We start from the raw sequence: 25,807 nt of genomic DNA, 5'->3' as shown, positions 1-25,807 counted from the left end.
AATCCTAGCTAATTCGTAAATACTTAGAGACATTCTTTAGGAGGGAGTAAATGAACAGAGAAATTATTTTTGAAGAGGACGCTGCTGTACTGAAGATAAGGGGATTAATGATGCTGTTCACTTTCAAGCATAAAGTGAAGATGCCCTATAGCATGATTAAGAGTGTATTTGTTGATTATTTTGATCCACCGAAATGGATGATTCGTATGCCTGGAACTTCTATTTCGCCGTTAAATATATATGAAGGCTCTTATAAATACCAAGATGAATGGTATTTTTTATCTTACGAAGGAAGGATTCCAGTCGTAATCATCGAATTGGATAACCATGAGAAGTATCGCTATGTCATTTTCCAAATTGAAAATCCAACAGAGGTGGCAGCTGAGCTGAGGAGGAAAATGGCGGAAGCAGAGGGACGGTACTACTGAGGTATGTCTTCAGAACAATCGTTCCTCTGAGCTGAGGACTAAAGAGGGGGAAATATACAGGTGAAATGGCATATAAAGAAATTTAATGAGTTAACAAACGTGGAATTATATACGCTTTTGAAAGAGAGAACGGCTGTTTTTGTAGTGGAGCAAAATTGTCCTTATTTAGAGGTGGATGGAAAGGATTTAGAATCGTTTCATCTTTTTGCTGAAAAACAGGGAGAGATTGTTGCGTATTTAAGAATTTTACCTCCAGGGGTGTCATATCCAGAGGCCTCTTTAGGGAGAATTTTTGTAAAGAAAGAATATAGAGGACAGGGATTTGCAGAAGAGCTTGTAAGTCGCGGGATTGATTATATCAAGCAAGAGCTAAAAGAAGAGAGGATAAAAATTCAGGCACAGGACTATTTGCGGAACTCTTATCAGTCTTTTGGCTTTCAAGCCATATCAGATGTATATTTAGAAGACAATATTCCTCATATTGATATGTTATTAAACGGAAAAATAGCGCAAACTAAGTAACGAAGATTAGATTTGAATACCTAATTTCGGTATAAAATACAGCATTCCTGCCTACCCTTTAATAATGCAAGGGGTGTTGTGAAATGTTCTACATAGAAATTATAGTAGCGATTCTTTTAATCTTGGCTTTTATGAAATACTTATGGACCAAAAAAGAAAATGATTATCAGACTACTCTGCTGGCTAATCATATCGAGTCAAGTGACGAGTTAAAAAAGACATTGGCAATGGGGCTTTATTTAAGGTTTTGTAAAGAGGAAAAAGACAATAACTATTCATCTATTTATTTAAAACAAGATCCTCGCCAATTTGAAAGGTTTGCTGCGGAAATTATGGAGAAGACAAGAGGCGGATCGACATGGGTGACTCCTCCGACAGGTGATTTTGGAGTAGACTTTGAACATGAAACAGAAAAAGGATTGTTTCTTGGACAAGTAAAATGTTATCAAGGAGATTTACCATTTGATTCAATTGCCCTGATTCATTCGAATATAATCAAACGAGGAGCTCAAGGTGGATATGTTATTACAACAGGCAGCTTTACATCTGCAGCTTATGAATATGCCAAAGGATTAAATGTTGAATTAATCGACGGTGTTAAGTTTGTGGAAAGCTGGTTAAGTAGTTTGAGCAAAGAGGAAAAAGAAATGAAGGAATTATTGCTCGTTTAAGGGAAGCAGAGGGACGGCTCATCTGAAGTTATGTATTCGGAAGAGCCATCTCTCTGCTTCTTTTTTAGATGTATTGGAAAATAGGAAAAAGGAATAATAATGGAAATGGTTCTGTCAAAAATGATTTGGAGGGGGATTTTTTATGAGGAAATTTACGTATGCTTTTCTGGCAGTATGTATGATATTGCTTGTTGCTTGTTCAGCAGATAAGAATAAAAAGGAAAATACGGATAATAACAAACAAGCAGATGAACAAAAGGTGAATGTGGATAAAGGTCTTTTAAATGTTGAAATCACACTGCCAGCCTCTTTGTTTGAAGGGGAAGATATTGATTCCGTAATTGCGGATGTAGAAAAAGAGGGCATTAAAGTTACTAAAAATGAAGATGGTTCCCTTACTTATAAAATGTCTAAGGCAAAACATAAAGAGATGATGAAGGAAATGGAAACCTCGTTAGAAGAATCCATTAAGGAAATAAAAGAGAGTGATGATTATGTGTCTATTAAGGATATCACGCATAATAAATCATTTTCTGAATTTACGTTAGTGGTTGATAAAAAGAAATATGAAGATAGTATGGATAGTTTTGCTATTTTTACCCTTGGAATAACAGGCATGATGTATCAAGTGTATAGTGGCGTAGACCCAGATGATTATCAAGTCAAGATTTGGACAAAAGACGAGGCTACAAAGAAAGTTTTGGATGAAACCATTTATCCTGATGATTTAGAAGAGGATTCGGATAAATAGAAGGAGTTTTTACATAGAGAAAAGTAAGGAGAATGAACATGAAAATTAAGCTACCCAATATTTTTAAGCTGTGTCTTACTAGTTTATTTATTATCGCTATTCTTGGAGGATGTGGACAAGATACCAAGGATGTAAAAATGAAAGAAGATCATGAAGGTCAGGAAGAAGCACAGACAAAAGAGTCAGATAAGAAAGAAGAAGCAAAATCAAAGCTCGGCACTCGAAGCAATCCAGTCCCATTGAAGAAGACAGTAACGGTTGATGATGAACTATATAATGACGAAGGGGAGTCTTTTCCCATAAAATTTGATTTAACCGTATTGGAAGTGACACGAGGAGAGGATGCTTATCAAAAATTGAAATCTATGAATGAATTCAATGAGCCTGCTCCAGATGGATATGAATGGCTTTTAGCGAAAACAAAAGTGAAGTTTACTGAATCGGCTACAAAAGATTTGTCCTTCTATATTGACGGAATAATGAATTTCGAAATGGTTAGTGAAAATGGGGATATATATAGTGGTGACATTCTCGGTACAACTGACCCTGAATTTAGTTATGAAATGTATGTAGGAAACGAAAAAGAAGGATATATCTCTGGGTTAGTGAAAAAAGGAGAAAAAGCGCAGCTACGCTATGAAGAGATGCTCGGGGGGAATGTGTTCTTGAATTTACAGTAGAAAAAGGAAGAGGGGAATCAGATTCTACTGATTCCCTATCGCACCACGTACTGAAGATGGTAACCATTTGAGAAAAACACGACAAATGCTGCGTTTGTGTGTGCCTAATGACAGGCTAACAAGTCTAAATTCCAAAAGGTCGATAATTCATCTCTATACACCTAGTATGTTAGCTGTTTGTTTAAAACATGATAGTTTTTTTCTCTAGATTATTATTTTCTAATTCTTGCTTATATATTGTTGGGTGAATTCATTTAATGAATACATCAGTGGAGCTCCTCTAATAAAATATGGATAACATTTTTGAATTATATAGATTGAGTCATTTTCTTTCATTATCTTATCAGACATAAGTGCATGCAGGTAGTTCCCTTTATTAATGATAAATATACTAGATTCTAATATAACTAGTTCAATAATGGCTTAGTATCATAGTCAATTTCTCTGTCAACAACAGGCATTCCTTAATTAAAAGGAAAAACGCTCTCTATTTCCTTTCTTATTTCCTCCTCCAAATTCCCTATTTTTTAAAATTGTTAATATTATAATGTCGTATATGATAGAATAGTTGTAGAAAAAGAGAATATTAGTAGGACATAAGAATGAAAGTTTTATCATTTTATGTCCTGAATTTGTTTAATAGGGGGAAATGACAGAAAATCTATGAATAAAAAAAGACAAATTTTTTACTTTTTTGTAGTTATTTTACTAGGTATGATATATGGCACAAATGTTACTAACGTCAAAGCAGCGCAAAATCCAACGATTAGCTATTCGTCACATGTTCAAAGCTATGGCTGGATGGATAGTGTATCTAATGGCAAGCTATCTGGAACGACAGGAAAAAGCAAACGAGTGGAAGCGGTTAAGATTGATTTGAAAAATAAACCATACTCAGGGAACATTACCTATAAAACTCATGTTCAAAGCTATGGTTGGATGAATAGTGTGAAAGATAATGCTATCAGTGGAACTACTGGAAAATCTAAACGGGTAGAAGCTATTCAAATTAACTTAACGGGAGAAATGGCGAAGCACTATGATGTATATTATCGTGTCCATGCCCAAAGCTATGGCTGGTTAGACTGGGCAAAAAATGGCCAGTCAGCTGGAACAGAGGGTCTTTCAAAGCGAGTGGAAGCGATGGAGATTGTCTTAGTGAAAAAAGGACAAGCAGCGCCTGGTTCCACAGCTAAGCCATTTGTAGCCAAGTTATCCGTAAATTATTCTGCACATGTTCAAAGCTATGGCTGGATGAATGCAGTCAAAAATGGAGCCACTGCTGGAACAACAGGAAAGAGTAAGCGAGTGGAAGGGATTAAAATTTCCTTGAATAATACTCCATACTCAGGTGGAATTACGTACAAGACACATGTTCAAAGTTACGGCTGGATGAATTCAGTTTCAAATGGAGCAGTAAGCGGCACTACAGGAAAAAGTAAACGAGTAGAAGCTATCCAAATTAACTTAACAGGAGAAATGGCAAAGCATTATGATGTATATTATCGTGTCCATGCTCAAAGTTACGGCTGGCTGGGTTGGGCAAAAAATGGCCAACCAGCTGGAACTGCAGGGCTTTCGAAACGAGTGGAATCCATTCAGATTAAGCTTGTAGAAAAGGGAGAAAATCCACCTGGACCTACAGAAAAGCCATATGTAACAGATCTATCCGTTGCTTATTCTACTTATGTTCAGAATAATGGCTGGACAAAAACGGTGAAAAACGGTGCGTTATCAGGTACTTCTGGACAGAATATGAGAATCGAAGCGATAAAGGTTGCTTTAAAAAATACTCCTTACTCAGGTGGAATTAACTATAAGACAAATGTCCAAGGACATGGCTGGTTGAATGCTTCTGCCAATGGAGCTATAAGTGGTAAAGCTGGCGAAGGCAAACGTGTTGAGGCGATTCAAGTAAGCTTATCTGGAGAAATGGCGAAGCATTATGATGTGTATTATCGTGTGAATGCAAATGGTTATGGCTGGCTAGGTTGGGCAAAAAATGGTCAATCAGCAGGAACAGAAGGATTAGGTAAGCAAGTAGAGGGAATAAATGTGGTATTGGTAGAAAAAGGAGGAAAAGCTCCGGGTTCTACTTCTAAGCCATTTTTAACAAAGCCTTCTGTCGCTTACGAAACCTATGTTCAATCTGATGGTTGGACAAAGACAGTGAAAAATGGCACATTAAGTGGTACACAAGGACAATCTAAACGGATAGAAGCAATAAAAATTAATCTTGAAAACTCTCCTTATAGTGGAAATGTTATATATTCTTCTAAAATGCAAGGTACAAATTGGTTGAGTAGTGTAACTAATAACGGTGTATCTGGTATCGAAGGCTATTCCAAACCGTTAGAAGCGGTAAAAATTAACCTATCTGGTGAAATTGCTAATTACTACGAGATTTATTATCGTGTACATGTTCAATCCTATGGCTGGCTGGGATGGGCAAAGAATGGAATGAAAGCCGGAACAGAAGATTTATTTAAGCGAGTTGAAGCAGTTGAGATAAAGCTTGTCGAAAAAGGAAAAGGAGAATCTGTTAGTGAAAAGAACTCCTTTAAAACCAACCTGACTATACAAAATACAAACTATAATATTTCCTTTCAAGATGCATTAGCATTGCAAATGAAAGTTTCACCGCAGACAGATAAATACCGCAACGAAAAGGCATTTGCGAGCAAAGAGTATCTTGAACTGATGAACAAAGCGACAATCAATGAAAACGATGTGAAACTAAGAACTTCTCCAGAGTTAAAAGATGATAAAAATGTGGAGGAGAAAGTGAAGTCCGGTACGGCCATTCTCGTTTTAGATAACAATGTTAAAGGGGATAAAACCTCTAACAGCGAAAAATGGTATAAGATTGAATATAATGGAAAAGACCTATTTGTTCATAGCTCGCTCGTGAAAATGGGAGCGAGAGTAGGAAGAGTAAATGCTGATACTCTAAATATTCGCTCAAAAGAAAGTACGACAAGTCATACCTATGGCACGGTAAAAAAGGGAACCGTATTAACGGTTATAGAAGAAAAAGACAAGTGGGTAGAAGTAAGCTACAATGCTTGGCGTAATGCTACTTCATCAGATGTAAAGTACTATCTAGATCCAGTCAATTTTTCTAAAGATAAAGTGCAGAGATTCCAATTCATGGACTTGACGAAATCAAGTCAAGTTCCAGTTAGTATTCTAAACCAATACCTTAAAGGGAAGGGAATTTTAGAAGGACAAGGACAAGCGTTTATTGATGCAGGGAAGAAGTATGGCATAAATGAAGTTTATTTAATGGCTCATACTTTATTAGAAACTGGCAACGGTAAATCCACGCTTGCAAAAGGAATAAAGTACAATAACAAAATAGTCTATAATATGTATGGTATCGGTGCATACGATGACTGTCCAGAAAAGTGTGGAGCAGAAGCCGCATACAAAAATGGCTGGGACACTCCATATAAAGCTATTTTGGGTGGAGCTGCCTTTATTGAAAATGGCTATATAGGCGGAAATAATGCCGATCGAATTGTACAAAATACGCTATACAAAATGCGTTGGAATCCAGAAAAAATGGTAAAATCTAAAGCGGCTGGGCATCAATACGCGACAGATATTGGCTGGGCTTCCAAACAGGTACAGGTGATGTCTGAAGTATACAACCTAAGACCGTACGTTCTATATTTAGATATTCCAGTATATAAGTAAGGGAGCAGAGGGACAGTTCTACTGTTACCCATTGGATTCTAATTTATAGGTAAAAGAAGAGGGAGCGGTTTAAAAACCGCCCCTTTTTTATTTTTTAACAAACATTTGTACCCATTCATAACCGCCTTCATCAAAACCTACACCGATATGCGTATACTTGCTATTTAGAATGTTTGCGCGGTGTCCTTCGCTATTCATCCAAGCGTTTACTACTTCTTCTGGTGTGCGTTGTCCTTGAGCAATATTTTCACCGGCTGATTCGTACGTAATTCCAAAGTCTCTCATCATGTCAAATGGAGATCCATAAGTGGGGCTTGTATGTGAGAAATACCCTTTGTCATTCATATCTTTTGCTTTCATATCCGCTACATTATTTAATTCTGGATACACTTGTAAATCAGGAAGTCCTTGTTTTTTTCTTTCAGCGTTTGTTAAGTCGATTACTTCCGACACAAAGTTACTCGGTTCTTTTTTTGCCGTATTATTAGGTGTTGTATTATTAGGTGATGTTTGCGGAGCTGGTTGAGCACCTGGCTGCGTACCTTGATTTGTTTGTTGTTGCTGCTCTGTAGCCTGTTGCTGTGGTGTCGCTTTTTGCACTTGTTGTCCATTAGTTGCATTTGGATTATTTGAATCATAAGTTCCGACAATTGTTCGGAATTCGTATTTAGCATTTTGAATTTTTATAGGTTGTGTATGTGGATATTTATTACTATTTACATTTGTTGTTAAGCTAGAAATTGTAGAATCATTATAACGATCCATATTCATGTCTGAAGCTTCACGGTCATTATTGTTACATCCAGCTAGCATAAGAAAAGGCATGCAAGCAAGGATTGATAATATATTTTTAAACTTCATCATCATTTTGCTCCTTTTATTAAGATATTTACTTTTTTATTTTTTCATCTTTTCATCAAAATACAAATGGGAATTAAAAACAAATACAGAGAGACTGTTCTTCCTGCTTTTTCCATAAATTGGAGTATAGGAGTGACTCATTAGAACCGTCCCTCCGAATCCATACTAATGGCAGGAGGATCTTGAGTCTTTTTTATCAGATGGAAATAAAGGAAGTGGATGGGGAGTATACGCTTATTTTGCATTTAAGGAAGCAGCAATCCTGTTATGATAACTTTTAATAGGTCTCATCTTTACTTCGGCAATACGAAATTGTATATTCCTCAATTGATAAAACCCAAAGAAATTTAAGCATAGTGTCTCCTAGTTACTTTGATATAAATGCGGATGGCCCGTAAATACGTCGGCGGGAATATAAACATCAAGGACAGTCATTCAAAGAGCTAACCTACAGTCAGGTAACTTATTTTTGGCACCATTTCTCATGTAGGAATTTATCTGGGAGAAAATCAATTTATTTCTGCTACTAGTATAAAAGGCATTGCTGTTTATTTTATGGATAACACTTATTGGTTTCAAAATGAGAAGACGATACTCTTGTTCCCAAAAGAAAGGGGAAGTGAGCATATCGTCCCTAATTTTCATCATTTTCTCATTTTTATCGTATAAAATACAAAAGTGTTTAAAATACCCATAAAAAATAAAGAAGGAGAGCGCAAAAAATGGAGAAGAGAGTAAGGAAAAAAAGGAAGAAAAAATTATGGATTATTGTATGGTCGATTATCGGGATACTTATAATAGGGGCAGGGTCTTATATTTATTATTTATTTCATTCTGTAGAACAGGCAGCGAATGAAATGTATGAGCCGCTTGCAGAGGATTCAAATTCAGCAAAAAAGGAAAGGGAAGAGAAGCTTTCGCATCAAAAGCCAATTTCTATTTTGTTAATGGGGATAGATCAAAGAAAAGGGGATGTTGGAAGATCCGATACCCTTATTGTAATGACGCTAAATCCGAAAAATGAGAAGATGCAAATGGTAAGTATTCCACGTGATACCAAAACAGAAATTATCGGAGATGGGCGAGTAACAAAAATAAATGCTGCTTATGCTTATGGCGGCGTTAAAATGGCGAAGGATACAGTGGAAAATTTCACTGGTGTAAAGATGGACTATTATATCCAAGTCAATATGGAAGCGTTAAGTGATCTTGTTGATGCTATAGGCGGAATCACCGTTCAAAATGATTTGGATTGGATTGATGAAGGTTATTATAAAAAAGGCTATCATTATGAAAAAGGTACATTAACTTTAAATGGACCACAAACATTAGGATTTGTAAGAATGCGTCACCTAGATCCAAACGGGGATTTTGGCAGAAATGAAAGACAGCGCAAAGTTATTAGTGCGATTATTGACAAGGCTACAGGAATATCTACTGTTACCCATTTTAATGATATACTCGACGCTCTTGGAGCAAATGTAAAAACAAATATTACCTTTGACCAGATGATGACGATACAGAAAAATTACCGAAGTGTGCGTAAATCAGTAGAGCAGTATGAGGTTACCGGACAAGGAACACCGCCTGGACAAACATACTATTTAAATGTTCCTGATGAAGAAAAGGCAAAAGTTCATGATATGTTGACAGAGAATTTAAAGTAAATGGACGAAAAAAGGGTATTAACTATGAATAGTTAGCACCCTTTTTTGTTTTCAGAGGAATGGTTCTCTTGTTTAGATTCCCGCAATGAACGAAAAATGAAAATAAAGATCCATCTCACTGCTTTCCCATGATTATTATAATTTTTTAGCCTTATTTTACATCTTTTGTTTGAATGAACTCTGTATTCATGATGCCGTCAAAATCGACCGGTCGTAATTCGTACCAACCTTTAATGCTTGGCCAAACTGTTAGCTCTACTCCCGCCTCTTCATAATGGTTCACTTTAATTGCATTAACAGAAGGACGAGCATATGTTGTGACATTTTTTAATGTTTTCACTTTTTTCATCTATTTATTCCCTTTCTTACTTTTATCCTCAAGTTTAACTTCCAATGAAATATTGCTAAGAGGTTTCGTGTAAAATGGTTGAATAGAATAAACTTTTCCAAACGAATGTAGAGAAGGAATTATATCATGTTTTTTAAGGAACTCAGCTCGAGAAGAGCCTAACCTTCTTCTTTTTACATAGCCATTAACCGTTGCCTCTACAAATAGGTCCCAAACCCCAACAAACTTTTCATCAAAGAGTATTTCTTGATAATCTACCACAAATGTAAATTTATCTTGTATACCTGGGAATTGATTTTTATGATGTACTTCTAAGCCTGTTGGTCTGTGGACTAAACGTAGTTCATATTCCACATCCTGGTTAATTAATAAACTTTGTGTCATTTGCCCATTAATTGTGAATGTTCTATCATCAAATTCTAATTCGGAAATAAACACATTAGAAGTGTTAAATTGATTTACAACATGTTCTTCATCATAGGAAATTTCTTTAGAAACTTTTCTTAACCTTGCATAGATAAAGCCGTTTTCCACTTTCGAAATGTCATTTGCGGTTACTTTGTTTATATGACGATGAATGGCTAATAATTTATCCACATCATTTTCTTTAGCTACCTTTAGTAAATATTGAAATCTAGAATGCATAGAAGCAATAAGGTCATCTCCTACATGATTATCAATAAATAATTTGGTCTCATTTAACCAATCTTTTTTCTGTTCTTTGTTTAGCAAACCAGATAGTAGATGGCCTTTTAATCTACTTGCATGTAAGAATCGATTTAAAAAGGCTATCTTAAGCTCCCTTTTATAAATAGCATTCAGACTGCTATTTTCAAGAAACTCCATAATACGGTTGAAGGAGAAGAAAAATTCATTTGCAGGAAAATATTTCAGGCTTAAATTTTCATTTCCTCTTGCGACCACATAATAGTAATCATAGTCTGATAGCACGGTTATTACTTTAGCATTTATGAAGCATTGCATTACAAATAGCTGATCTTCTCCAACTACTGCTTTGGGATGGAATTGAAAACCATTTTCTTTAACAAATTGTAAATTGAACATTTTATGGGGAGCTAAACTATACACTAGATTATCCTCAATGATATCCGCGTTGTATCTATTGCCTTTTTTAAACATAGATTGAGGAACTACCCGACCGTTTACCCCTACATATTTTCCAAAAATAACGTCTGACTTATGTTCTGTTGCTGCATTATAAAATCTTTCTAATGTTTCTTCACCTAAAAAATCATCATTATCTAAAAATAAGATATACTCTCCTCTAGCTGCTTCAATGGCATCGTTTCGAGGAATCATAGGACCGCCTGAATTTTCCACACGATCAATTAGGATTAAATTACTCATCTTCTTTTGATATTCATTTATTACACCTAAACTATTATCTGTAGAACGATCATTGACACAGATAATTTCGAAATCGGCAGCATCCATTGTTTGGTTCATTAATGAATCTAATGTAACATTTAAATGTCGAGCCGCATTATAAATTGGAATAGCTATCGTTACTTTCAATTACTTACCCTCCAAAATTACATGTTTCCTTTTATTCATAAGATTTATCATACCACACTTTTTGCGATAAATAATTATCTTCTTTATTACAATAGTTAAGTTTATGATAGGACTATACAGTGTTCTATTTACCTAATTCAAAAATAGTATAATACTATTTCCTTTTAATTACTACCATTTATATCCTTTATAATAGAGGAAACTAATAAGTTTGATGAAAGAAGACGTTATATCCTTAAAATTTGATTACAACAATAGGGTTTTCTATTTGTAGAAAATACAATCTTTTTCCATAGTAGGAAGGAATTCAATAAAGATTTTTGACTTTTTCTATCATTATTGCTAATTTTTATATGTAGCATTCATTTCCATCGTTTTTTTCTATTAATTACTAGCTAAAAATTATTTTTTGATTACATTCATATAAGTTGTTATTTATTTAGGGTAAAATAAAATTGTAAGCTTAAAAGAAAAGGAGAATTTCTTACATGAAAGGAATTATACTAGCTGGCGGAAGCGGGACAAGACTTTATCCGCTTACTTTAGTGACAAGTAAACAGCTCTTACCAATTAACGATAAACCGATGATTTATTATCCTCTTTCTACTTTAATGTTGGCGGGAATCAAAGACATTTTAATTATTTCCACTCCCGAGGACACCCCTCGATTTGAAGCACTGCTTGGTGATGGTTCTCAATTTGGCATTACCTTGCAGTATAAAGTGCAGCCAAAGCCAGAAGGGCTTGCTCAAGCATTTATTATTGGGGAAGAATTCATTGGCGATGATTCGGTTGCGATGATTTTAGGTGATAATATATATTATGGAAGCGGAATGAGAAAAATCCTCCAACGTGCAGCACAAAAGGAACACGGGGCAACCGTATTTGGCTACCATGTTCAGGATCCGGAACGCTTTGGTGTAGTGGAGTTTAATGAAGACGGAAAAGTGTTAAGCGTGGAAGAAAAACCAGAAGTGCCTAGGTCTAATTATGCGATTACTGGTCTCTATTTTTATGACAATCGAGTAGTAGATATTGCAAAAAAAGTCCAGCCATCTCATCGTGGAGAGTTAGAAATTACGTCTATTAATGAAGCGTACTTGCAGCTTGGAGAATTAGAAGTAGAGTTACTTGGCAGAGGCTATACGTGGTTAGATACAGGAACGCATCAAAGTTTATTAGAGGCTTCTAATTTTGTTCGGACAATTGAGGACCATCAAGGAATTAAGATTGCTGCACCAGAGGAAATTGGTTACATCAATGGTTGGATTACCAATGATTTGCTAATTGAACAGGGGAATCTTTACTCTAAAACAGGCTATGGTCAATATTTATTAAAAGTGGCAAAAGGCGATATTAAATATTAAGTAGATTTGAGGTGCATAGGATGCAAAGTATTGAAACATTTATCCAAGGATTAAAAGTAGTGGAACCAAAAGTATTCGGGGATCATCGCGGCTGGTTCATGGAAACCTATAATGAAGAAATCTTCCAAAAGGCAGGAATCGATATTCGTTTTGTCCAAGATAATCAATCGTTTTCGGCAACAAAAGGAACGCTTCGCGGCTTACATTATCAATTAAACCCGAAGGCACAGACAAAATTAGTCCGCTGTACAAAAGGGGCTATTTTTGATGTGGCGGTAGATATTCGCAAAGGTAGCCCGACGTTCGGTAAGTGGTTTGGAATCGAGCTTTCTGCTGAAAATAAAAAGCAATTATTAATCCCACAAGGGTTTGCGCACGGATTTATGACGATTACGGATGATGTGGAAGTGCAATATAAAGTCGACAACTTATACGCCCCTGATTGTGATCGAGGAATTAGTTGGAATGATCCTGAAATTGGCATTGAATGGCCATTAGAAATTACGCCGGTTCTTTCAGAAAAAGATGAAAAAGCACCATTATTGAAAGATGCTGATAATAATTTTACTTTTGGTGAGAATAAATGAAGATTTTAGTGACAGGCTATTCCGGTCAATTAGGTTATGATGTGGTATTAGAAGGAAAAAAGCGTGGATTTGATATGATTGGCGTCGGTCATAAGGAACTGGATATTACGCAAGAAGAGCAGGTGCGAAACTATATACATACCGTAAAGCCAGATGTGGTCATACATTGTGCTGCTTATACGGCAGTCGATAACGCAGAGGATAACAAGGATGTCTGCTTTGATGTGAATGTAAATGGGACAAAGTACTTGGCAGCGTCGGCTAAAAGCGTGGATGCTAAATTTATTTACATTAGCACCGATTATGTCTTTGAAGGAACAGGTACAGAGCCTTTCACAGAAGAAGATGCAGCTAATCCAGTTGGCTACTACGGAATAACGAAATATGAAGGTGAAAAAGCTGTACAAAGCTTACTAGATAAGTACTTCATTATTCGTATTTCTTGGGTATTTGGCATTAACGGCAATAACTTTATTAAAACGATGCTTCGTTTGGCGGAAACAAGAAAGGAATTGAATGTAGTCGGGGATCAATATGGCTCTCCTACGTATACATTTGATTTAGCGAAGCTATTACTAGATATGGCTGAAACGGAGAAGTATGGCGTGTATCATGCTTCTAATGAAGGATTTACTACATGGGCAGACTTTGCGAAAGAAATTTTTCAAGTAGCGGGAAAAGCCGTGAAAGTAAATAGCATTACGACGGAAGAATACCCGACTAAAGCTGTTCGTCCAAAGAATTCCCGGATGTCAAAGGACAAGTTAGAGAAGAATGGATTTACTCGTCTTCCTGCATGGCAGGATGCATTAACGCGATATATCGCTGAATTACAAGAAGAGGTGAATTAAATGGCAAGAAAGAAAGTACTAGTAACAGGTGGAGCAGGATTTATCGGCGGTAACTTTGTTCAATATATGGTAAACAAATATCCCGATTATGATATCTATAATTTAGATTTATTAACCTATGCAGGAGATTTAACGAAGCATAAGGAAATCGAAGCGAAGGATAACTATCATTTCGTAAAGGCAGATATCGCAGATCGTGACGCCATTTTCGCACTTTTTGAAAAAGAAAAGTTTGATTATGTTACTCATTTTGCAGCAGAAAGCCATGTCGATCGTTCGATTACCAACCCTGAAATTTTCGTGGTTACTAATGTACTAGGTACACAAGTATTACTGGATGCGTCAAAGGCAATTGGGGTAACAAAATTTGTTCATGTATCGACAGATGAAGTATATGGTGAATTAGATTTTGATCCAACAACCTTCTTTACAGAAGATACACCATTACAGCCAAATAGCCCATACAGTGCAAGTAAAGCATCCTCCGATATGCTTGTTCGTGCCTATCATGAAACATTTGGCTTGCCAATCAATATTACGCGTTGTTCCAACAACTATGGACCATACCATTTCCCAGAGAAATTAATTCCATTAACGATATCTCGCGTGTTGAATGAACAAAAGATTCCTGTTTATGGAGACGGTAAAAACATTCGTGACTGGTTACACGTATTAGATCATTGTGCGGCAATTGATTTAGTGCTGCATGAAGGTGCAAATGGAGAAGTATACAATGTTGGCGGTCATAACGAACGAACAAACTTAGAAGTAGTAAAAACAATCATTAGCACACTAGGCAAGTCAGAAGACTTAATCGAATTCGTAACGGATCGACTAGGACATGATAAACGCTATGCGATTGACCCAACAAAATTAGAAGCATTAGGCTGGAAACCAACCTATACATTTGAGTCTGGCATTGCCCAAACGATCCAATGGTATTTAGACAACAAGGAATGGTGGGAGCAAATCATCAGCGGGGAATATCAGAATTATTTTGAGAAACAGTATACATTGTAAATAGAAATAAAAAAAGCAGAGAAAGCAGTTTTTCTGCTTTTTTGTCTTTTTTAGAAAAGACATGGAGACTGAGAAAACGGAGAAGAGATATTTTTGTTAGATAGGTAATGGGTTGAAATTTTTCTTGCTTTTCTCTAACCTTCCTTTATAATTTACTCCTATCCTTCAAGCAAATAATTTTTTTTCTTGTTAAGCAATTGATATGATTAAGGATGACTTAAACAAGAAAGGATCTTGCAAATGGCAAATTTAAATATACCTATATCTGTATTAAACCTTGCCCCGATTCGTGAGGGACAAACTTCTAACGAAGCTATTGAATCAATGGTGGATTTAGCTCAAGCAACAGAGAAAATGGGCTATAAACGTTATTGGATTGCAGAGCATCATAATACATCTACACTTGTTAGTTCAGCAACAGCTATCCTCATTAAGCATACGCTTGAACATACAGACAGCATTATCGTAGGATCTGGTGGCGTGATGCTTCCGAACCATTCTCCATTGGTAGTTGCCGAACAATTTGGAACGATGGCAACGATTTATCCAAATCGAGTAGATTTAGGACTTGGCAGAGCACCAGGAACCGATATGCTGACTGCGAGTGCGTTAAGACGGTCACAAAAGGATTCCGTCTATACGTTCCCAGAGGATGTTAATGCTCTTTTAACGTACTTTGGACCTGAAGAGGATCAAGGTTATGTAAAAGCACATCCGGGTGTTGGTACAAATGTACCGATATATATTCTTGGTTCTTCCACTGATTCAGCTTATTTAGCGGCAAGTCTAGGACTGCCTTATGTGTTTGCTTCTCATTTTGCACCGAGATATATGGCGGATGCAATCAAGATTTATCGTGAGCGTTTCAAACCTTCGAAGTATTTGGATAAGCCATATATGATGGTTTGTTTAAATTTGATTGCCGCTGAAACAGATGAAGAGGCGGCTGTTTTGCAGACGTCTACTCATCAATTTTTCCTAAATGTTGTACGGGGAACACAAATGCCGCTTCAGCCACCAGTGAATAGTTTAGATGGTCTTTGGAATCCACAAGAAGAAGAAATGGCCAGATCCATGTCTAGCGTGACTCTTTTAGGAAGCAAAGATTCCGTTCGCAACCAGCTTGCAGCTTTTCAGGAACGCTTTAATGTCGATGAAATCATGGCAGTTTCTTATATTTTTGATCCTGAAAAACAGAAACGCTCTTATGAAATATTGAGAGAAGTAGTAGAGGGAAAATAAAAGTTCAGCAAAAAATTAAATCATAAAAAAGGGTACTAGCTCCTGAAAGAGCAAGTACTCTTTTTTACCATTATTTCTCTTTATCCTCTTTTTTCTTTTCTTGCTGTTTCTCTTTTTGTTCCTCTGTTATTTTAAAATCACGATCCACTGTTTTGTTTTTTAAATCTTCATTTTTAACCATCTATAACGCCTCCTTTTTTCTTATATATAGACGATTTTAAGCAGATTAAACGGTAAAGTAATAGGAAAAAGTGGAATTATTTGGGTTTTGAGGAAGCGGAGGGATGGTTCTCCCTTTTTTTAATAACTAACATTTGAACTTTCTATTTATGATCCAGTTCGATTTTTCTGGACACTTTCTACGCCTACAATTATGTAATTTTTCATATTTCATATTTTTTTGATAATGAGATGAAGATGCAATAACTATGCATATGAATAATTATTTAATCGCTTACATTTTTGCCAGTTAAAGTTGCAAAAACATATACTAAACTTCTTATAAACAGTTAATTATAATCAAATTATGAAAGGGGTTACTTTTCATGAAGGAACGCACAAAACAAGTATTGAAAAGACTTCTAACGGCAAATACGTATTTAACTTTAGAAGATTTAAGTAATGAATACCATATTAGCCAACGAACCTTGCGAAATGAATTAATGCTAATTAATGAGTTTCTCCAAAGCAACAATTATTCACTGGTTACCACAAAAAGAGGGAAGGGAATGCAGCTTACTCTGGCACATAGAGATGCAAAAACCTTATTGGAGCGAATGAATGCGGAAGGAACGAAAGAATATTACCATCCTGACGAGCGTTTCTTAGTATTACTTTTAGATATTGCTGATACTAGTAAAACCACTCTCTTATATGAAATGGAAGGACGTTTACAAGTATCGAAAAGTACAGTGGATGAAGATATGCGTAAGATACGTCAGCATTTAAAAAAGTATGGTATTCAAGTCGTAAGTCTTCCGAAGCAAGGAGTTGTTTTACAAGGGGATGAAAGGTCTATTCGGTCGATGCTTTTTGATGTCATTAATAGTCGGACAGATTTCGATTATATAACGCTATCGAGCAGAATGCCGAAGGAAATTAATTTTGAGGCTAGGCTAGTATTAAACTTTTTGGAAAGAGAACGGATAAAGATTATTGCACAATTGTATAACCAGCAATTGAAGCAGTTGAACCCAGATGTTAATCCTTTATATCATAATCAAGTTATCTTATTTTTAGCCATTTGGATTAGACGGATACATGATGGCAATACCATTAGTGATACGGTAAAAGGAAAAAGAGAATTAACGGAAGGGCAAATTAGAGATTTTATCGATCAAATTTGTGAGCGCTTTAAGCTATATCCCTCCCTATCAGAAATGAAATATATTGCCTTTACGATTGAATCTTTTGATTCGAAAGATATGAGTAATTCACTCGATTGGGTTACAGCACAGCTATTGACAATTCAACTAATCATTCATGTGGAGAAAGTAACACTTATCCCTTTCTCTTTGGAAGAAGAAGATTTATATGAGGGATTGTATAAACATATTACAGGCTTACTCAGTAGAGCAAGGAATGACATAAAGGTATTCAATCCATTAAAAGAGACAATTAAGGAATCCTATAGTTGGATCTATCAAGCGGTAGCAGGATTTAGTAACCATATAGAAAGTTATATAAAGAAACCATTATCAGAGGATGAAATAGGCTTTTTGACTATTTATTTTTCTACATCGACAAGTCGGATGAAGCAAGAGGAGCAGTTTATTTATCAAGCGGTAGTTGTCTGTAATCACGGTATTTCTACAGGAAGGCTGTTGGCGGCAAATTTAAAGGAGCAATTCAATATAGAGATAGTCACTGTTTTGAGTTCCTATGAACTGTCTTTTATCGACAAGTTAGATGTAGACATTATTTTCTCAACCATTCCGATTGACTATTCTAAGAAACCCTCCCTTTTGCTTAATCCTATATTAAGAGAAAGTGATAAAAAAGAGATTGATGCTTTCTTAGAACAAAATAAAGAAAAAAGAAGATTAGTGTCTAATGAAAGAGATGCAACCAAGATGCTGCAGGACATACTAACCTTAATGGAAGCGTGCGGTGCAAAGATAACAGCGGAGAGCTATCTGAACCTAGTAGATACCTTTAAACAACACCGCTTGAAATTTAATACAAGGGAGATTCAGCCAATGTTACAAGATATCCTCAGGGATAAGAATATTATACTCCATCAAGAATGTGAAGATTGGAAGGAGGTGATTGAGCGAGTCTCTCTCCCTTTAGTAACGGAGCAAGTTATCGAAGCTAGATATATTGAGGCAATGATTCATTCTGTTGAAGAATACGGTCCTTATATTGTGATAGGGAAGCACTTGGCGCTTGCGCATGCTAGACCAGAAGACGGTGTGAATGAATTAGGAATTAGTGTGATGACATTGAAAGAACCAATTATGTTTGGAAATGAAGAAAATGATCCTGTGAAAATTATTTTTTGCTTAGCAGCTGTAGATTCTTACTCTCATCTAAACATAATGAAGAGCTTGGTTGATTTGATAAATGATAAACAAAAGGTAGAAAGATTAATCCATGCAGATAATCTAGCTATTTTTAAGCAAGAGTTGTTTGAAAAGAATTCATGCAATAAAAATTGATTTTGCTAATGCTATCAAACTATTAAAAAGTTAAAGGAGAATGCTAATTGAAAAAGTTAAATATTTTATTTGTCTGTGGTGCTGGGTTAGGAAGCAGCTTTGCGTGTCAGATGGCAGCGGAGGATGTGTTAAATAAACTAAAAGTAAATGCAAAATTAGATCACAGTGACATTTCCTCAAGCGCGGCAGCAAAACCAGACATTATTATTACGGCACAAAACTTCCAGACTCAATTCGAAAAGTTCACTATTGATCCTGCCAAAACTCACATCATCTATTTGAAAAATATTGTTTCAAAACAAGAAATTGAAGAAAAACTAACACCGGTTTTACGAGAAAAAGGTGTGCTATCTTAATAAATAGGTAGAGAGAGGGATAAAAATGAGCGTCATCAACTTTATCATCCAAAATATCTTAACGCAAGCATCTATTACGGTCGCTTTAATTGCGATGCTTGGACTTATTTTACAAAAAAAATCGACTGGACAAATTATATCGGGTTCTTTAAAGACATTGTTAGGATTTATGGTTTTATCAGCTGGCTCCAGTATTATTGTAGGAAGTTTACTGTATTTCGGAGAGATTTTTACAGAAGGCTTTCATATGCAAGGGATTATTCCCTCCATAGAGGCTATTAATGGTCAGGCTATGAATGAATTGGGGTTAGGTCGCGATATTGCACTTACCTTTTTAGCTATATTTGTTTTTAATATTCTGATAGCTCGATTCACTAGATGGAAATATATATTTCTTACAGGTCAAGCGATATTATGGATGGCTACTATGACCACTGTTTTTGGATATTTTGCTGGCTTACGCGGATTAGCATTAATACTGATAGGCGGTTTAATTGGAGGAATCTTTGCGGTCGCTATGCCGGCAATTGCTCAGCCATTTGTACGAAAAATTACGGGTATGGATGAGATTGCATTAGGACATTTTTGTACAATTGGTTATGTTTTTGAAGCTGGGGTAGCAAAAGTATTCGGGGAAAAAGGCGAAAAGAAAAAATCAGTGGAAGATATAAAGCTGCCTTCTCAATTAGAATTTTTGCAAGATACGTATCTTTCCTTAATGACAGTGATGGTTCCTCTATTCATTATTACAGCTATTTTTGCCGGTGAGGAATTTGCTTCTACTTTTTCTGGAAGCACGAATTATATCATGTATGCATTCTTGCAATCCATCCAATTTGTAGTAGGAGTTTATGTACTGTTATCAGGAGTGCGCTTGTTATTAGGGGAGATTGTCCCGGCATTCAGAGGGATAGCTATGCGTGTTGTTCCAAATGCAAAGCCTGCACTTGATTGTCCAGTTCTTTTTCCTTACAGTCCTAATGCGGTAATTGTTGGTTTTATTACGACTGTCATTGGATCAATCATTGCGATGTTTGTTCTTCCTATCTTTGGTTTAGCGATGATTTTACCAGGGATATTAACCGCCTTCTTTGCAGGGGGGACAGCAGGAATTTTTGGAAATCTAACAGGTGGAAGACGAGGAGCCATTATAGGAGGAATATTCCACGGATTTTTTATCACCTTATTACCGGCACTATTAGTAACCATTTTTAACTCTATGGGATTTGTCAATGCAACAGCAACAGATGTAGATACTGTAACAGTTGCTTTATTATATGCATGGCTGATTGGTCCATTAATGAAGGCCTTCTAAGAGGAATTAACTGGATTTGGAGGGAATGATTATGTGGTTTAAAAGAAAATCAGAGAAAAATAAAAACGAGAATACCATATCGAAAAAGAAGCTTACGGAGGATCAGAAAGAAGAATTATTAGGTTTTATATCGAGAAAATCAATAGAAGTACAGTCGTTGAATATTGAGAATCAGGCAAGGGTCTTTGAAGAGATAGGTTTAGCCTATTACGAGCTTGGTGATGAAGAGAATGCAATAGCTTCACTAGAAAAAAGTCTTCAGCTGAAAAAAACAATTGGAGAAAGCTTTAAAACATTACTAAAGCTATATAACAAAAAAAGAGCAGAAGCAGCGGAAAGTAATGATGCCGATAATTTACAGACTTTTTTGAATAAAATAGATTTGCTGATGCAAATTTCAAAAGATGTTACCCGAGGTGTTAAGTGATACTTATTTAGGGAGGAAAATCACAATATGTATACAACATTAAAAGAAGTTACTCGTAAAGCCGAGGCACTAAATTATACAGTAGGTGCCTTTAATGCACATAATTTAGAGATGCTGCCAGAAATGATACGGGCGGCAAAGGAAATGGGCGCACCTATCATTATCCAAACAAGTATAGATACGGCTAAATATATCGGGCATGAAAACATAGTAGCGGTTTGTAAGTCTATGGCTACTAAGGAGATGGTAGATGTAGTTCTCCATTTGGATCATGCACATGATTTCAATGACATTAAAGAAGCGATAGATAAAGGGTATACATCTGTTATGTTTGATGGTTCTCACTTGCCCTTTAAAGAAAATATTATGAAGACAAGTGCAGTAGTGGAATATGCTCACCAGCATGGTGTATCTGTAGAAGGAGAGTTAGGAACTATCGGGGGAACTGAAGAAGGAATTCATGTGGAGGAGAGTGACAAGATTTATACAGATCCGCAGGATGCTTTGAAATTTGTAAAAGCAACAGGAGTAGATGCATTGGCAATTGCCATTGGCACCAATCATGGACAATACAAATCAAAAACAGATGTAAATATACCGCTATTGAAAGAAATCAATAGATTAGTAGATGTACCTTTAGTTATTCATGGAGGAACAGGTGTAAAGGAAAACGATATTCACGAATTAATAAATAACGGTATTCGGAAGTTCAATGTAGGTACAGAATTACTGGTGACTTGGACAAAAACAGCAAAAAAATATTTTGATGAAACAAAAGAAAATAAATCCCTGCGACACAATATTATTCCATGTAATGAAGCTGTAAAGGAAATTGTAAAACATAAAATAGAAATTTTCATGAATAAGGAAGGGGCTATAAATAACGTCTTATAATTACCCAAAATATTGCTCCTTATTGCGAGAAGAGAGTACAAGTATTTAAAAAAAGTACTCTTTTTTCTTGTATGAATAGTGGAAGAGGTGATTAGAAATGAATGGGGTCTTAATTTTATTAGCGGGTTATCCAGGAACTGGGAAGACTTTTCTAAGTAATATTATTAAAAAGAAGCTAGGCGGTTTAGTCAGGATTTCACCAGACGATATAAAAGAGGACTATTTCGATAGGTACGGCTTTCGTAATATAAAAGAGAAGCAGCAAATTGAAAGAATAGCATGGGAAAAATACTATGAAATAATGGAAAAGCAAATGAAAAGAGGTAACGGCATTATTTCAGATTATCCTTTTAGCAGTAAACAAAAAACTTATCTAGAAAAATTAAGCGGAAATTATAACTATAAAGTTATTACCATTAGGTTAATCGCAGATTTGGATATATTATATGAGCGTCAGCAAAAACGAGACTTAGATCCAACTAGACACTTAAGTCATATAGTTAATTCTTATAAGAAGGGAGATTATTTAACTAATAGAGAAAAAGCAGATAACTTACTAACTTATGAAGAGTTCATAGAAAGATGTAAAACAAGAGGTTATAACACATTCAATTTAGGGAGACTTTTTGAAGTGGATGTGACCGATTATACTAATGTGAATTATACGGATTTAATAGATAATGTTGAAACGTACCTAAGTTTAGAATAGGAGCATATATATCATTAGGGGAAGCGACGAGAACGTTTTACTGTCTCTCTTTTTGAAGAGAACCACGAAAGGGAATTAGAAAAACATCCTCGTGATTCCCCTTTATATTACCAGCTTGCTTTTTTTAGTCCAGGAATTTGGCCTTTGTAGGCTAATTCTCTTAAGCAAATCCGGCATAATTTAAATTTGCGGTATACAGAATGAGGTCTTCCGCATTGTTCGCATCGTGTATATTCTTGTACTTTATATTTAGCAGTACGTTTTTGTTTATTGATAAGTGCTTGTTTAGCCATTATTCAGCCTCCTTTTAAAATAATTATAAACTAATAATTATTTTAAAAAAATAGGAGATTAATGGCAGATAGAGATACGGTTCTTGTGGTCCCCATCATTACAGTTATTCTTAATGGGAAACAGCAGAACCTCTGAGTACTTTCTATGAAACCCGGGTATAAATAATATAAATAGGGAGGTGACGCTGATGGCTGAGAATAAAGGAAAATCTACTTCGAATAAGACGCAGATGAATATGGATAATCCAGAACAATACCCTACAGAAAATGAAAGTTTATTTGATAAGTTTGAGATAGAGCAGACAGTTGATTCCATTCCAATGGAAGATTTAAAAGAAGAACAAAGAGAAGAAAAGGCAAAACATGACACCAAAAATACATCCTCAAGTGAAAAGAAGTATAAAACAGGTATGTAAAGAAACCGGAGGGATGGTTCTATGGAATCCTTATTTAATAGCAAGTCTAAATGGAAACAGAAGAACCTTCCCTCCGATTCCCCACAAAAAAGCACCCGAGATCAACTCTCAGGCACTTTTGGAATTTTATCTTTTGGGAAAGGCAACAGCATATTGTTTTGGCATTTCTGTTTCTTTGCGCAATTGCGCCGCTGCTTCGATAGTCCAATATGGGTTGCGAAGCATTCCTCTTCCTACAGCAACAAGGTCTGCATCCTCGTTCCCAATAACAGAGTTTGCTAGTTCTGCTGAATCCAGTCTTCCAACAGCAATAACGGGCACATTTAGTTCTTGTTTAAATGCACGAGCTAGAGGAACTTGGTAGGCAACATGTGTCCCAGGTCTGCCAGCAGCTGCAATTGGGCCTTCTCCACCTGCACTGACATGGAAAATATCTACTCCAGCTTCTTCGTATTTTTTAGAAAAAGCAACACTGTCTTCAATATCGTATCCGCCTTCTACATACTCTTTACCAGAAACACGCATGATTAGTGGCATGTCAGTCGGCATTTCTGCTTTCACCGCTTTAATGACTTCTACACCAAACTTCGTCAAATCTTGACCATATTCATCTGTACGTTTATTTGTATAGGCAGATTGGAATTGATGAATTAAATATCCATGTGCACCATGAATCTCGATAGTATCAAAACCAGCTTTTATTGCACGGGCAGCTGTTTGGCGGAATTTTTCTACCATTTCTTTTACTTCATGTGTTGTTAATTCTCTTGGAGTTTTTGATTTATCATCAAATGGAATAGCAGATGCTGATACTGGTTGTGGAGCATCTTCTGCTTTTCTACCAGCATGTGCAATTTGTATACCCACTTTTGCGCCATATTGATGACAAGCATCGACAATACGTTTCAATGGTGCAATTTGCTCATCAGACCATAAACCTAAATCGTTATCTGTAATACGGCCATCTGGTTCTACATCAGTCATTTCAATAATAATTAATCCAGCACCGCCAATCGCACGGCTTACATAATGAACATAATGCCAATCTGTTGCAATTCCATCTTTCTTCTCCACTGAATATTGACACATTGGAGGCATTACCACTCGGTTTTTTAATTCTAATCCTTTATAAGAAAAAGGAGAAAATAGATCCTTCATATTTTTGCCTTCTTTCATCAATAAAATATATGTTTGTCTAAAAACTTACCACCAGCCGCTATTTAATTCAAATATTATGCTTTCACCAATGATTTATTATGTACAAGATGCTGAAAATAAATCCTATCGATTGTTATAAAAAATATTTATTTTAATAGATGAAATCTTACATATTTCATCCATGATAAAAATAAAATAAGAAAAGAGAAATGTAATTGCACAAATTACTATTTAAATATTAAAAATATACAGTAAATTAACAGTATTACCTTTTATCTTATTAATATGTTGTTATATAATGAATACAATATATAGAGAGCGGCTTAAATCTTTCATAGGCGCAACATCACAGAATAAGATAATTGGATACTCAAATTATTTATTGGGGATGGAGATGATAAAGTGAGACTAGGTTCCATTATCTGTTTTTTTAAAAGACGCCATAAATTTAGTTATTACTCCAATAAGTGTGTGCGTTGCGGCAAAAAAAGAGAGATTTAAAAGGATAACAAATAATAAGGTGTTTTTTAAAATACTCTCGGACATGAAGAGTATTTTTTTATTTAAAAAACAATGACTTGCTAAAACTAATAGCATTAGTTAAAATGAAACTAATACCATTAGTTTTTTTAATCAGGAGGTTTGACTATTGAGAATTATCCACCATAATTATTTATATCAATTGACTTTTTTGCCAAGAATTTTTCCAGTGAACTGCTATCTCGTCGAGGAAGGGGAAGAATTAACATTAATTGATACAGCTTTGCCTTTCAGCTATAAAAAAATTCTCTTATTTGCTGAAAAACTGAATAAACCGATTACGAAGATTATTCTTACTCATGCCCATGGAGATCATATTGGCTCATTAGATGCCCTAAAAGAAAGATTACCAGATGCGAAAGTCTATATATCTGTACGAGATGCTCGCATATTAGGCGGGGATCATACTATTGACAAGCAAGAGGAACCCTTTGTTTTAAAAGGGGGTTTACCTAAAAATATCAAGACGAATCCAGATGTGCTAATAAAAGATGGGGATCAAATTGGTTCGCTAATAAGTATTTCTTTACCAGGACATACACCAGGGAGCTTTGGCTTTCTCGATAAACGAGATAATAGTTTGATTACTGGAGATGCTTTTCATACAAGAGGAGGCTTTGCTATAAGTGGTCAATTTCGGACTTTCTTTCCTTTTCCAGCATTGGCAACCTGGAATAAGGAGAAAGCCATTGAGAGTGCGAAGAAAGTGCTGTCTCTAAATATTAGTCTTTTAGCCACTGGGCATGGAGATCTGCTGGAAAATGCTCAGCCTTCTATTGAATCATTACTTAAAAAAGAAAGAGGATAA

Annotated in this window: 26 protein-coding genes; 21 read left to right on the top strand and 5 right to left on the bottom strand. The window is 35.7% G+C overall.

The genetic code is table 11. The features are described from left to right. The first annotated feature begins 50 nt into the window (after positions 1-50). From BCI01S_RS08645 to BCI01S_RS08620, 6 genes are all read left to right on the top strand, one after another. Entirely contained in the window at positions 51-428 is a 378-nt protein-coding gene (locus BCI01S_RS08645) for a hypothetical protein (protein ID WP_061798128.1), read from the top strand. Positions 429-488: 60 nt separating this feature from the next. Further along, the gene (locus BCI01S_RS08640; protein ID WP_061798126.1) at positions 489-950 is read left to right on the top strand and encodes a GNAT family N-acetyltransferase; all 462 of its coding nucleotides are present in this window, start codon (positions 489-491) and stop codon (positions 948-950) included. An 83-nt stretch (positions 951-1,033) separates the two neighbouring features. Next, positions 1,034-1,621, top strand: coding sequence for a restriction endonuclease (locus tag BCI01S_RS08635; protein WP_061798124.1), 588 nt, complete (start codon positions 1,034-1,036; stop codon positions 1,619-1,621). 142 nt (positions 1,622-1,763) lie between these two features. Further along, positions 1,764-2,372 (top strand): hypothetical protein, encoded by a 609-nt coding sequence (locus BCI01S_RS08630; RefSeq protein WP_061798122.1) that lies wholly within the window; start codon positions 1,764-1,766, stop codon positions 2,370-2,372. A 38-nt stretch (positions 2,373-2,410) separates the two neighbouring features. Further along, positions 2,411-3,052, top strand: a complete 642-nt coding sequence (locus BCI01S_RS08625; protein WP_061798121.1) for a hypothetical protein — start codon at positions 2,411-2,413, stop codon at positions 3,050-3,052. 663 nt (positions 3,053-3,715) lie between these two features. Then, positions 3,716-6,751: a glucosaminidase domain-containing protein gene (locus BCI01S_RS08620; RefSeq protein ID WP_061798118.1), complete on the top strand. Its 3,036-nt coding sequence runs from the start codon at positions 3,716-3,718 to the stop codon at positions 6,749-6,751. A gap of 87 nt (positions 6,752-6,838) precedes the next feature. Here BCI01S_RS08620 and BCI01S_RS08615 read toward each other — a convergent pair whose 3' ends face one another. Beyond that, entirely contained in the window at positions 6,839-7,615 is a 777-nt protein-coding gene (locus BCI01S_RS08615) for a CAP domain-containing protein (protein ID WP_235844467.1), read from the bottom strand. Between the two features lie 462 nt (positions 7,616-8,077). Here BCI01S_RS08615 and BCI01S_RS24695 point away from each other — a divergent pair, with 462 nt between their 5' ends. Next, the gene (locus BCI01S_RS24695; RefSeq protein ID WP_095259294.1) at positions 8,078-8,281 is read left to right on the top strand and encodes an NlpC/P60 family protein; all 204 of its coding nucleotides are present in this window, start codon (positions 8,078-8,080) and stop codon (positions 8,279-8,281) included. Positions 8,282-8,334: 53 nt separating this feature from the next. Further along, complete coding sequence (locus tag BCI01S_RS08610) at positions 8,335-9,279, top strand: LCP family glycopolymer transferase (protein WP_061798116.1); 945 nt, start codon at positions 8,335-8,337, stop codon at positions 9,277-9,279. Positions 9,280-9,430: 151 nt separating this feature from the next. On the opposite strand, the gene BCI01S_RS08605 is transcribed toward BCI01S_RS08610, so the two are convergent. Together BCI01S_RS08605 and BCI01S_RS08600 are read right to left on the bottom strand one after the other, a co-directional pair. Continuing rightward, positions 9,431-9,628, bottom strand: coding sequence for a hypothetical protein (locus tag BCI01S_RS08605; protein ID WP_047944455.1), 198 nt, complete (start codon positions 9,626-9,628; stop codon positions 9,431-9,433). After that, on the bottom strand, positions 9,629-11,164 hold the full coding sequence (locus BCI01S_RS08600; RefSeq protein ID WP_061798114.1) for a glycosyltransferase family 2 protein: 1,536 nt from the start codon (positions 11,162-11,164) through the stop codon (positions 9,629-9,631). A gap of 488 nt (positions 11,165-11,652) precedes the next feature. Between BCI01S_RS08600 and rfbA the strand changes: the two genes are divergently transcribed. The 11 genes from rfbA to BCI01S_RS08545 all read left to right on the top strand — a co-directional run bounded on the left by rfbA (position 11,653) and on the right by BCI01S_RS08545 (position 22,592). Continuing rightward, positions 11,653-12,531, top strand: coding sequence for a glucose-1-phosphate thymidylyltransferase RfbA (gene rfbA, locus BCI01S_RS08595; RefSeq protein WP_047942549.1), 879 nt, complete (start codon positions 11,653-11,655; stop codon positions 12,529-12,531). 20 nt (positions 12,532-12,551) lie between these two features. Beyond that, positions 12,552-13,118, top strand: a complete 567-nt coding sequence (rfbC, locus tag BCI01S_RS08590) for a dTDP-4-dehydrorhamnose 3,5-epimerase (RefSeq protein WP_061798112.1) — start codon at positions 12,552-12,554, stop codon at positions 13,116-13,118. Next, positions 13,115-13,969: a dTDP-4-dehydrorhamnose reductase gene (rfbD, locus tag BCI01S_RS08585; RefSeq protein ID WP_061798109.1), complete on the top strand. Its 855-nt coding sequence runs from the start codon at positions 13,115-13,117 to the stop codon at positions 13,967-13,969. Before rfbC ends, rfbD begins: the two co-directional genes overlap by 4 nt. After that, positions 13,970-14,989: a dTDP-glucose 4,6-dehydratase gene (gene rfbB, locus BCI01S_RS08580; RefSeq protein WP_047944452.1), complete on the top strand. Its 1,020-nt coding sequence runs from the start codon at positions 13,970-13,972 to the stop codon at positions 14,987-14,989. Between the two features lie 240 nt (positions 14,990-15,229). Next, complete coding sequence (locus tag BCI01S_RS08575) at positions 15,230-16,231, top strand: LLM class flavin-dependent oxidoreductase (protein ID WP_061798107.1); 1,002 nt, start codon at positions 15,230-15,232, stop codon at positions 16,229-16,231. Between the two features lie 545 nt (positions 16,232-16,776). Next, positions 16,777-18,891: a BglG family transcription antiterminator gene (locus BCI01S_RS08570; protein WP_061798105.1), complete on the top strand. Its 2,115-nt coding sequence runs from the start codon at positions 16,777-16,779 to the stop codon at positions 18,889-18,891. Between the two features lie 47 nt (positions 18,892-18,938). Then, on the top strand, positions 18,939-19,247 hold the full coding sequence (locus BCI01S_RS08565; protein ID WP_061798103.1) for a PTS sugar transporter subunit IIB: 309 nt from the start codon (positions 18,939-18,941) through the stop codon (positions 19,245-19,247). Between the two features lie 25 nt (positions 19,248-19,272). Further along, entirely contained in the window at positions 19,273-20,562 is a 1,290-nt protein-coding gene (locus tag BCI01S_RS08560; RefSeq protein WP_047944448.1) for a PTS sugar transporter subunit IIC, read from the top strand. A gap of 31 nt (positions 20,563-20,593) precedes the next feature. Continuing rightward, on the top strand, positions 20,594-20,989 hold the full coding sequence (locus BCI01S_RS08555) for a tetratricopeptide repeat protein (protein ID WP_061798101.1): 396 nt from the start codon (positions 20,594-20,596) through the stop codon (positions 20,987-20,989). 27 nt (positions 20,990-21,016) lie between these two features. Further along, a complete protein-coding gene (locus BCI01S_RS08550) occupies positions 21,017-21,883 on the top strand; it encodes a class II fructose-bisphosphate aldolase (RefSeq protein ID WP_061798099.1) in 867 nt (288 codons plus the stop codon). A 97-nt stretch (positions 21,884-21,980) separates the two neighbouring features. Further along, positions 21,981-22,592, top strand: coding sequence for a P-loop nucleotide/nucleoside kinase family protein (locus tag BCI01S_RS08545; protein ID WP_047944446.1), 612 nt, complete (start codon positions 21,981-21,983; stop codon positions 22,590-22,592). Positions 22,593-22,699: 107 nt separating this feature from the next. Here BCI01S_RS08545 and BCI01S_RS08540 read toward each other — a convergent pair whose 3' ends face one another. Continuing rightward, entirely contained in the window at positions 22,700-22,885 is a 186-nt protein-coding gene (locus BCI01S_RS08540; protein WP_047944445.1) for a type Z 30S ribosomal protein S14, read from the bottom strand. Positions 22,886-23,073: 188 nt separating this feature from the next. On the opposite strand from BCI01S_RS08540, the gene BCI01S_RS08535 reads away from it, so the two are divergent. Beyond that, a complete protein-coding gene (locus tag BCI01S_RS08535; RefSeq protein ID WP_061798096.1) occupies positions 23,074-23,301 on the top strand; it encodes a YczO family protein in 228 nt (75 codons plus the stop codon). A 126-nt stretch (positions 23,302-23,427) separates the two neighbouring features. Here the strand turns inward: BCI01S_RS08535 and BCI01S_RS08530 are convergent, their stop codons facing one another. Continuing rightward, positions 23,428-24,459, bottom strand: a complete 1,032-nt coding sequence (locus BCI01S_RS08530) for an NADH:flavin oxidoreductase/NADH oxidase (protein ID WP_061798264.1) — start codon at positions 24,457-24,459, stop codon at positions 23,428-23,430. A 649-nt stretch (positions 24,460-25,108) separates the two neighbouring features. On the opposite strand from BCI01S_RS08530, the gene BCI01S_RS08525 reads away from it, so the two are divergent. After that, positions 25,109-25,807: an MBL fold metallo-hydrolase gene (locus BCI01S_RS08525; RefSeq protein WP_047944442.1), complete on the top strand. Its 699-nt coding sequence runs from the start codon at positions 25,109-25,111 to the stop codon at positions 25,805-25,807.

Source organism: Niallia circulans NBRC 13626, from assembly GCF_001591585.1.
Classification (GTDB): domain Bacteria; phylum Bacillota; class Bacilli; order Bacillales; family Cytobacillaceae; genus Niallia; species Niallia circulans.
Note: the sequence above shows the minus strand (reverse complement) of the source record. Positions and strands in the feature narration are given on the sequence as shown.

Excerpts from the sequence above, each read along its gene's own strand:
- BCI01S_RS08545 (WP_047944446.1), top strand. The coding sequence starts at position 21,981 with ATGAATGGGGTCTTAATTTTATTAGCGGGTTATCCAGGAACTGGGAAG.
- BCI01S_RS08570 (WP_061798105.1), top strand. The coding sequence starts at position 16,777 with ATGAAGGAACGCACAAAACAAGTATTGAAAAGACTTCTAACGGCAAAT.
- BCI01S_RS08540 (WP_047944445.1), bottom strand. The coding sequence starts at position 22,885 with ATGGCTAAACAAGCACTTATCAATAAACAAAAACGTACTGCTAAATAT.
- BCI01S_RS08620 (WP_061798118.1), top strand. The coding sequence starts at position 3,716 with ATGAATAAAAAAAGACAAATTTTTTACTTTTTTGTAGTTATTTTACTA.
- BCI01S_RS08605 (WP_047944455.1), bottom strand. The coding sequence starts at position 9,628 with ATGAAAAAAGTGAAAACATTAAAAAATGTCACAACATATGCTCGTCCT.
- rfbD (WP_061798109.1), top strand. The coding sequence starts at position 13,115 with ATGAAGATTTTAGTGACAGGCTATTCCGGTCAATTAGGTTATGATGTG.
- BCI01S_RS08530 (WP_061798264.1), bottom strand. The coding sequence starts at position 24,459 with ATGAAGGATCTATTTTCTCCTTTTTCTTATAAAGGATTAGAATTAAAA.
- BCI01S_RS08615 (WP_235844467.1), bottom strand. The coding sequence starts at position 7,615 with ATGATGAAGTTTAAAAATATATTATCAATCCTTGCTTGCATGCCTTTT.
- rfbB (WP_047944452.1), top strand. The coding sequence starts at position 13,970 with ATGGCAAGAAAGAAAGTACTAGTAACAGGTGGAGCAGGATTTATCGGC.
- BCI01S_RS08560 (WP_047944448.1), top strand. The coding sequence starts at position 19,273 with ATGAGCGTCATCAACTTTATCATCCAAAATATCTTAACGCAAGCATCT.
- BCI01S_RS08535 (WP_061798096.1), top strand. The coding sequence starts at position 23,074 with ATGGCTGAGAATAAAGGAAAATCTACTTCGAATAAGACGCAGATGAAT.
- BCI01S_RS08610 (WP_061798116.1), top strand. The coding sequence starts at position 8,335 with ATGGAGAAGAGAGTAAGGAAAAAAAGGAAGAAAAAATTATGGATTATT.
- BCI01S_RS08645 (WP_061798128.1), top strand. The coding sequence starts at position 51 with ATGAACAGAGAAATTATTTTTGAAGAGGACGCTGCTGTACTGAAGATA.
- rfbA (WP_047942549.1), top strand. The coding sequence starts at position 11,653 with ATGAAAGGAATTATACTAGCTGGCGGAAGCGGGACAAGACTTTATCCG.
- BCI01S_RS08575 (WP_061798107.1), top strand. The coding sequence starts at position 15,230 with ATGGCAAATTTAAATATACCTATATCTGTATTAAACCTTGCCCCGATT.
- BCI01S_RS08555 (WP_061798101.1), top strand. The coding sequence starts at position 20,594 with ATGTGGTTTAAAAGAAAATCAGAGAAAAATAAAAACGAGAATACCATA.
- BCI01S_RS08625 (WP_061798121.1), top strand. The coding sequence starts at position 2,411 with ATGAAAATTAAGCTACCCAATATTTTTAAGCTGTGTCTTACTAGTTTA.
- BCI01S_RS08550 (WP_061798099.1), top strand. The coding sequence starts at position 21,017 with ATGTATACAACATTAAAAGAAGTTACTCGTAAAGCCGAGGCACTAAAT.
- BCI01S_RS08630 (WP_061798122.1), top strand. The coding sequence starts at position 1,764 with ATGAGGAAATTTACGTATGCTTTTCTGGCAGTATGTATGATATTGCTT.
- rfbC (WP_061798112.1), top strand. The coding sequence starts at position 12,552 with ATGCAAAGTATTGAAACATTTATCCAAGGATTAAAAGTAGTGGAACCA.
- BCI01S_RS08635 (WP_061798124.1), top strand. The coding sequence starts at position 1,034 with ATGTTCTACATAGAAATTATAGTAGCGATTCTTTTAATCTTGGCTTTT.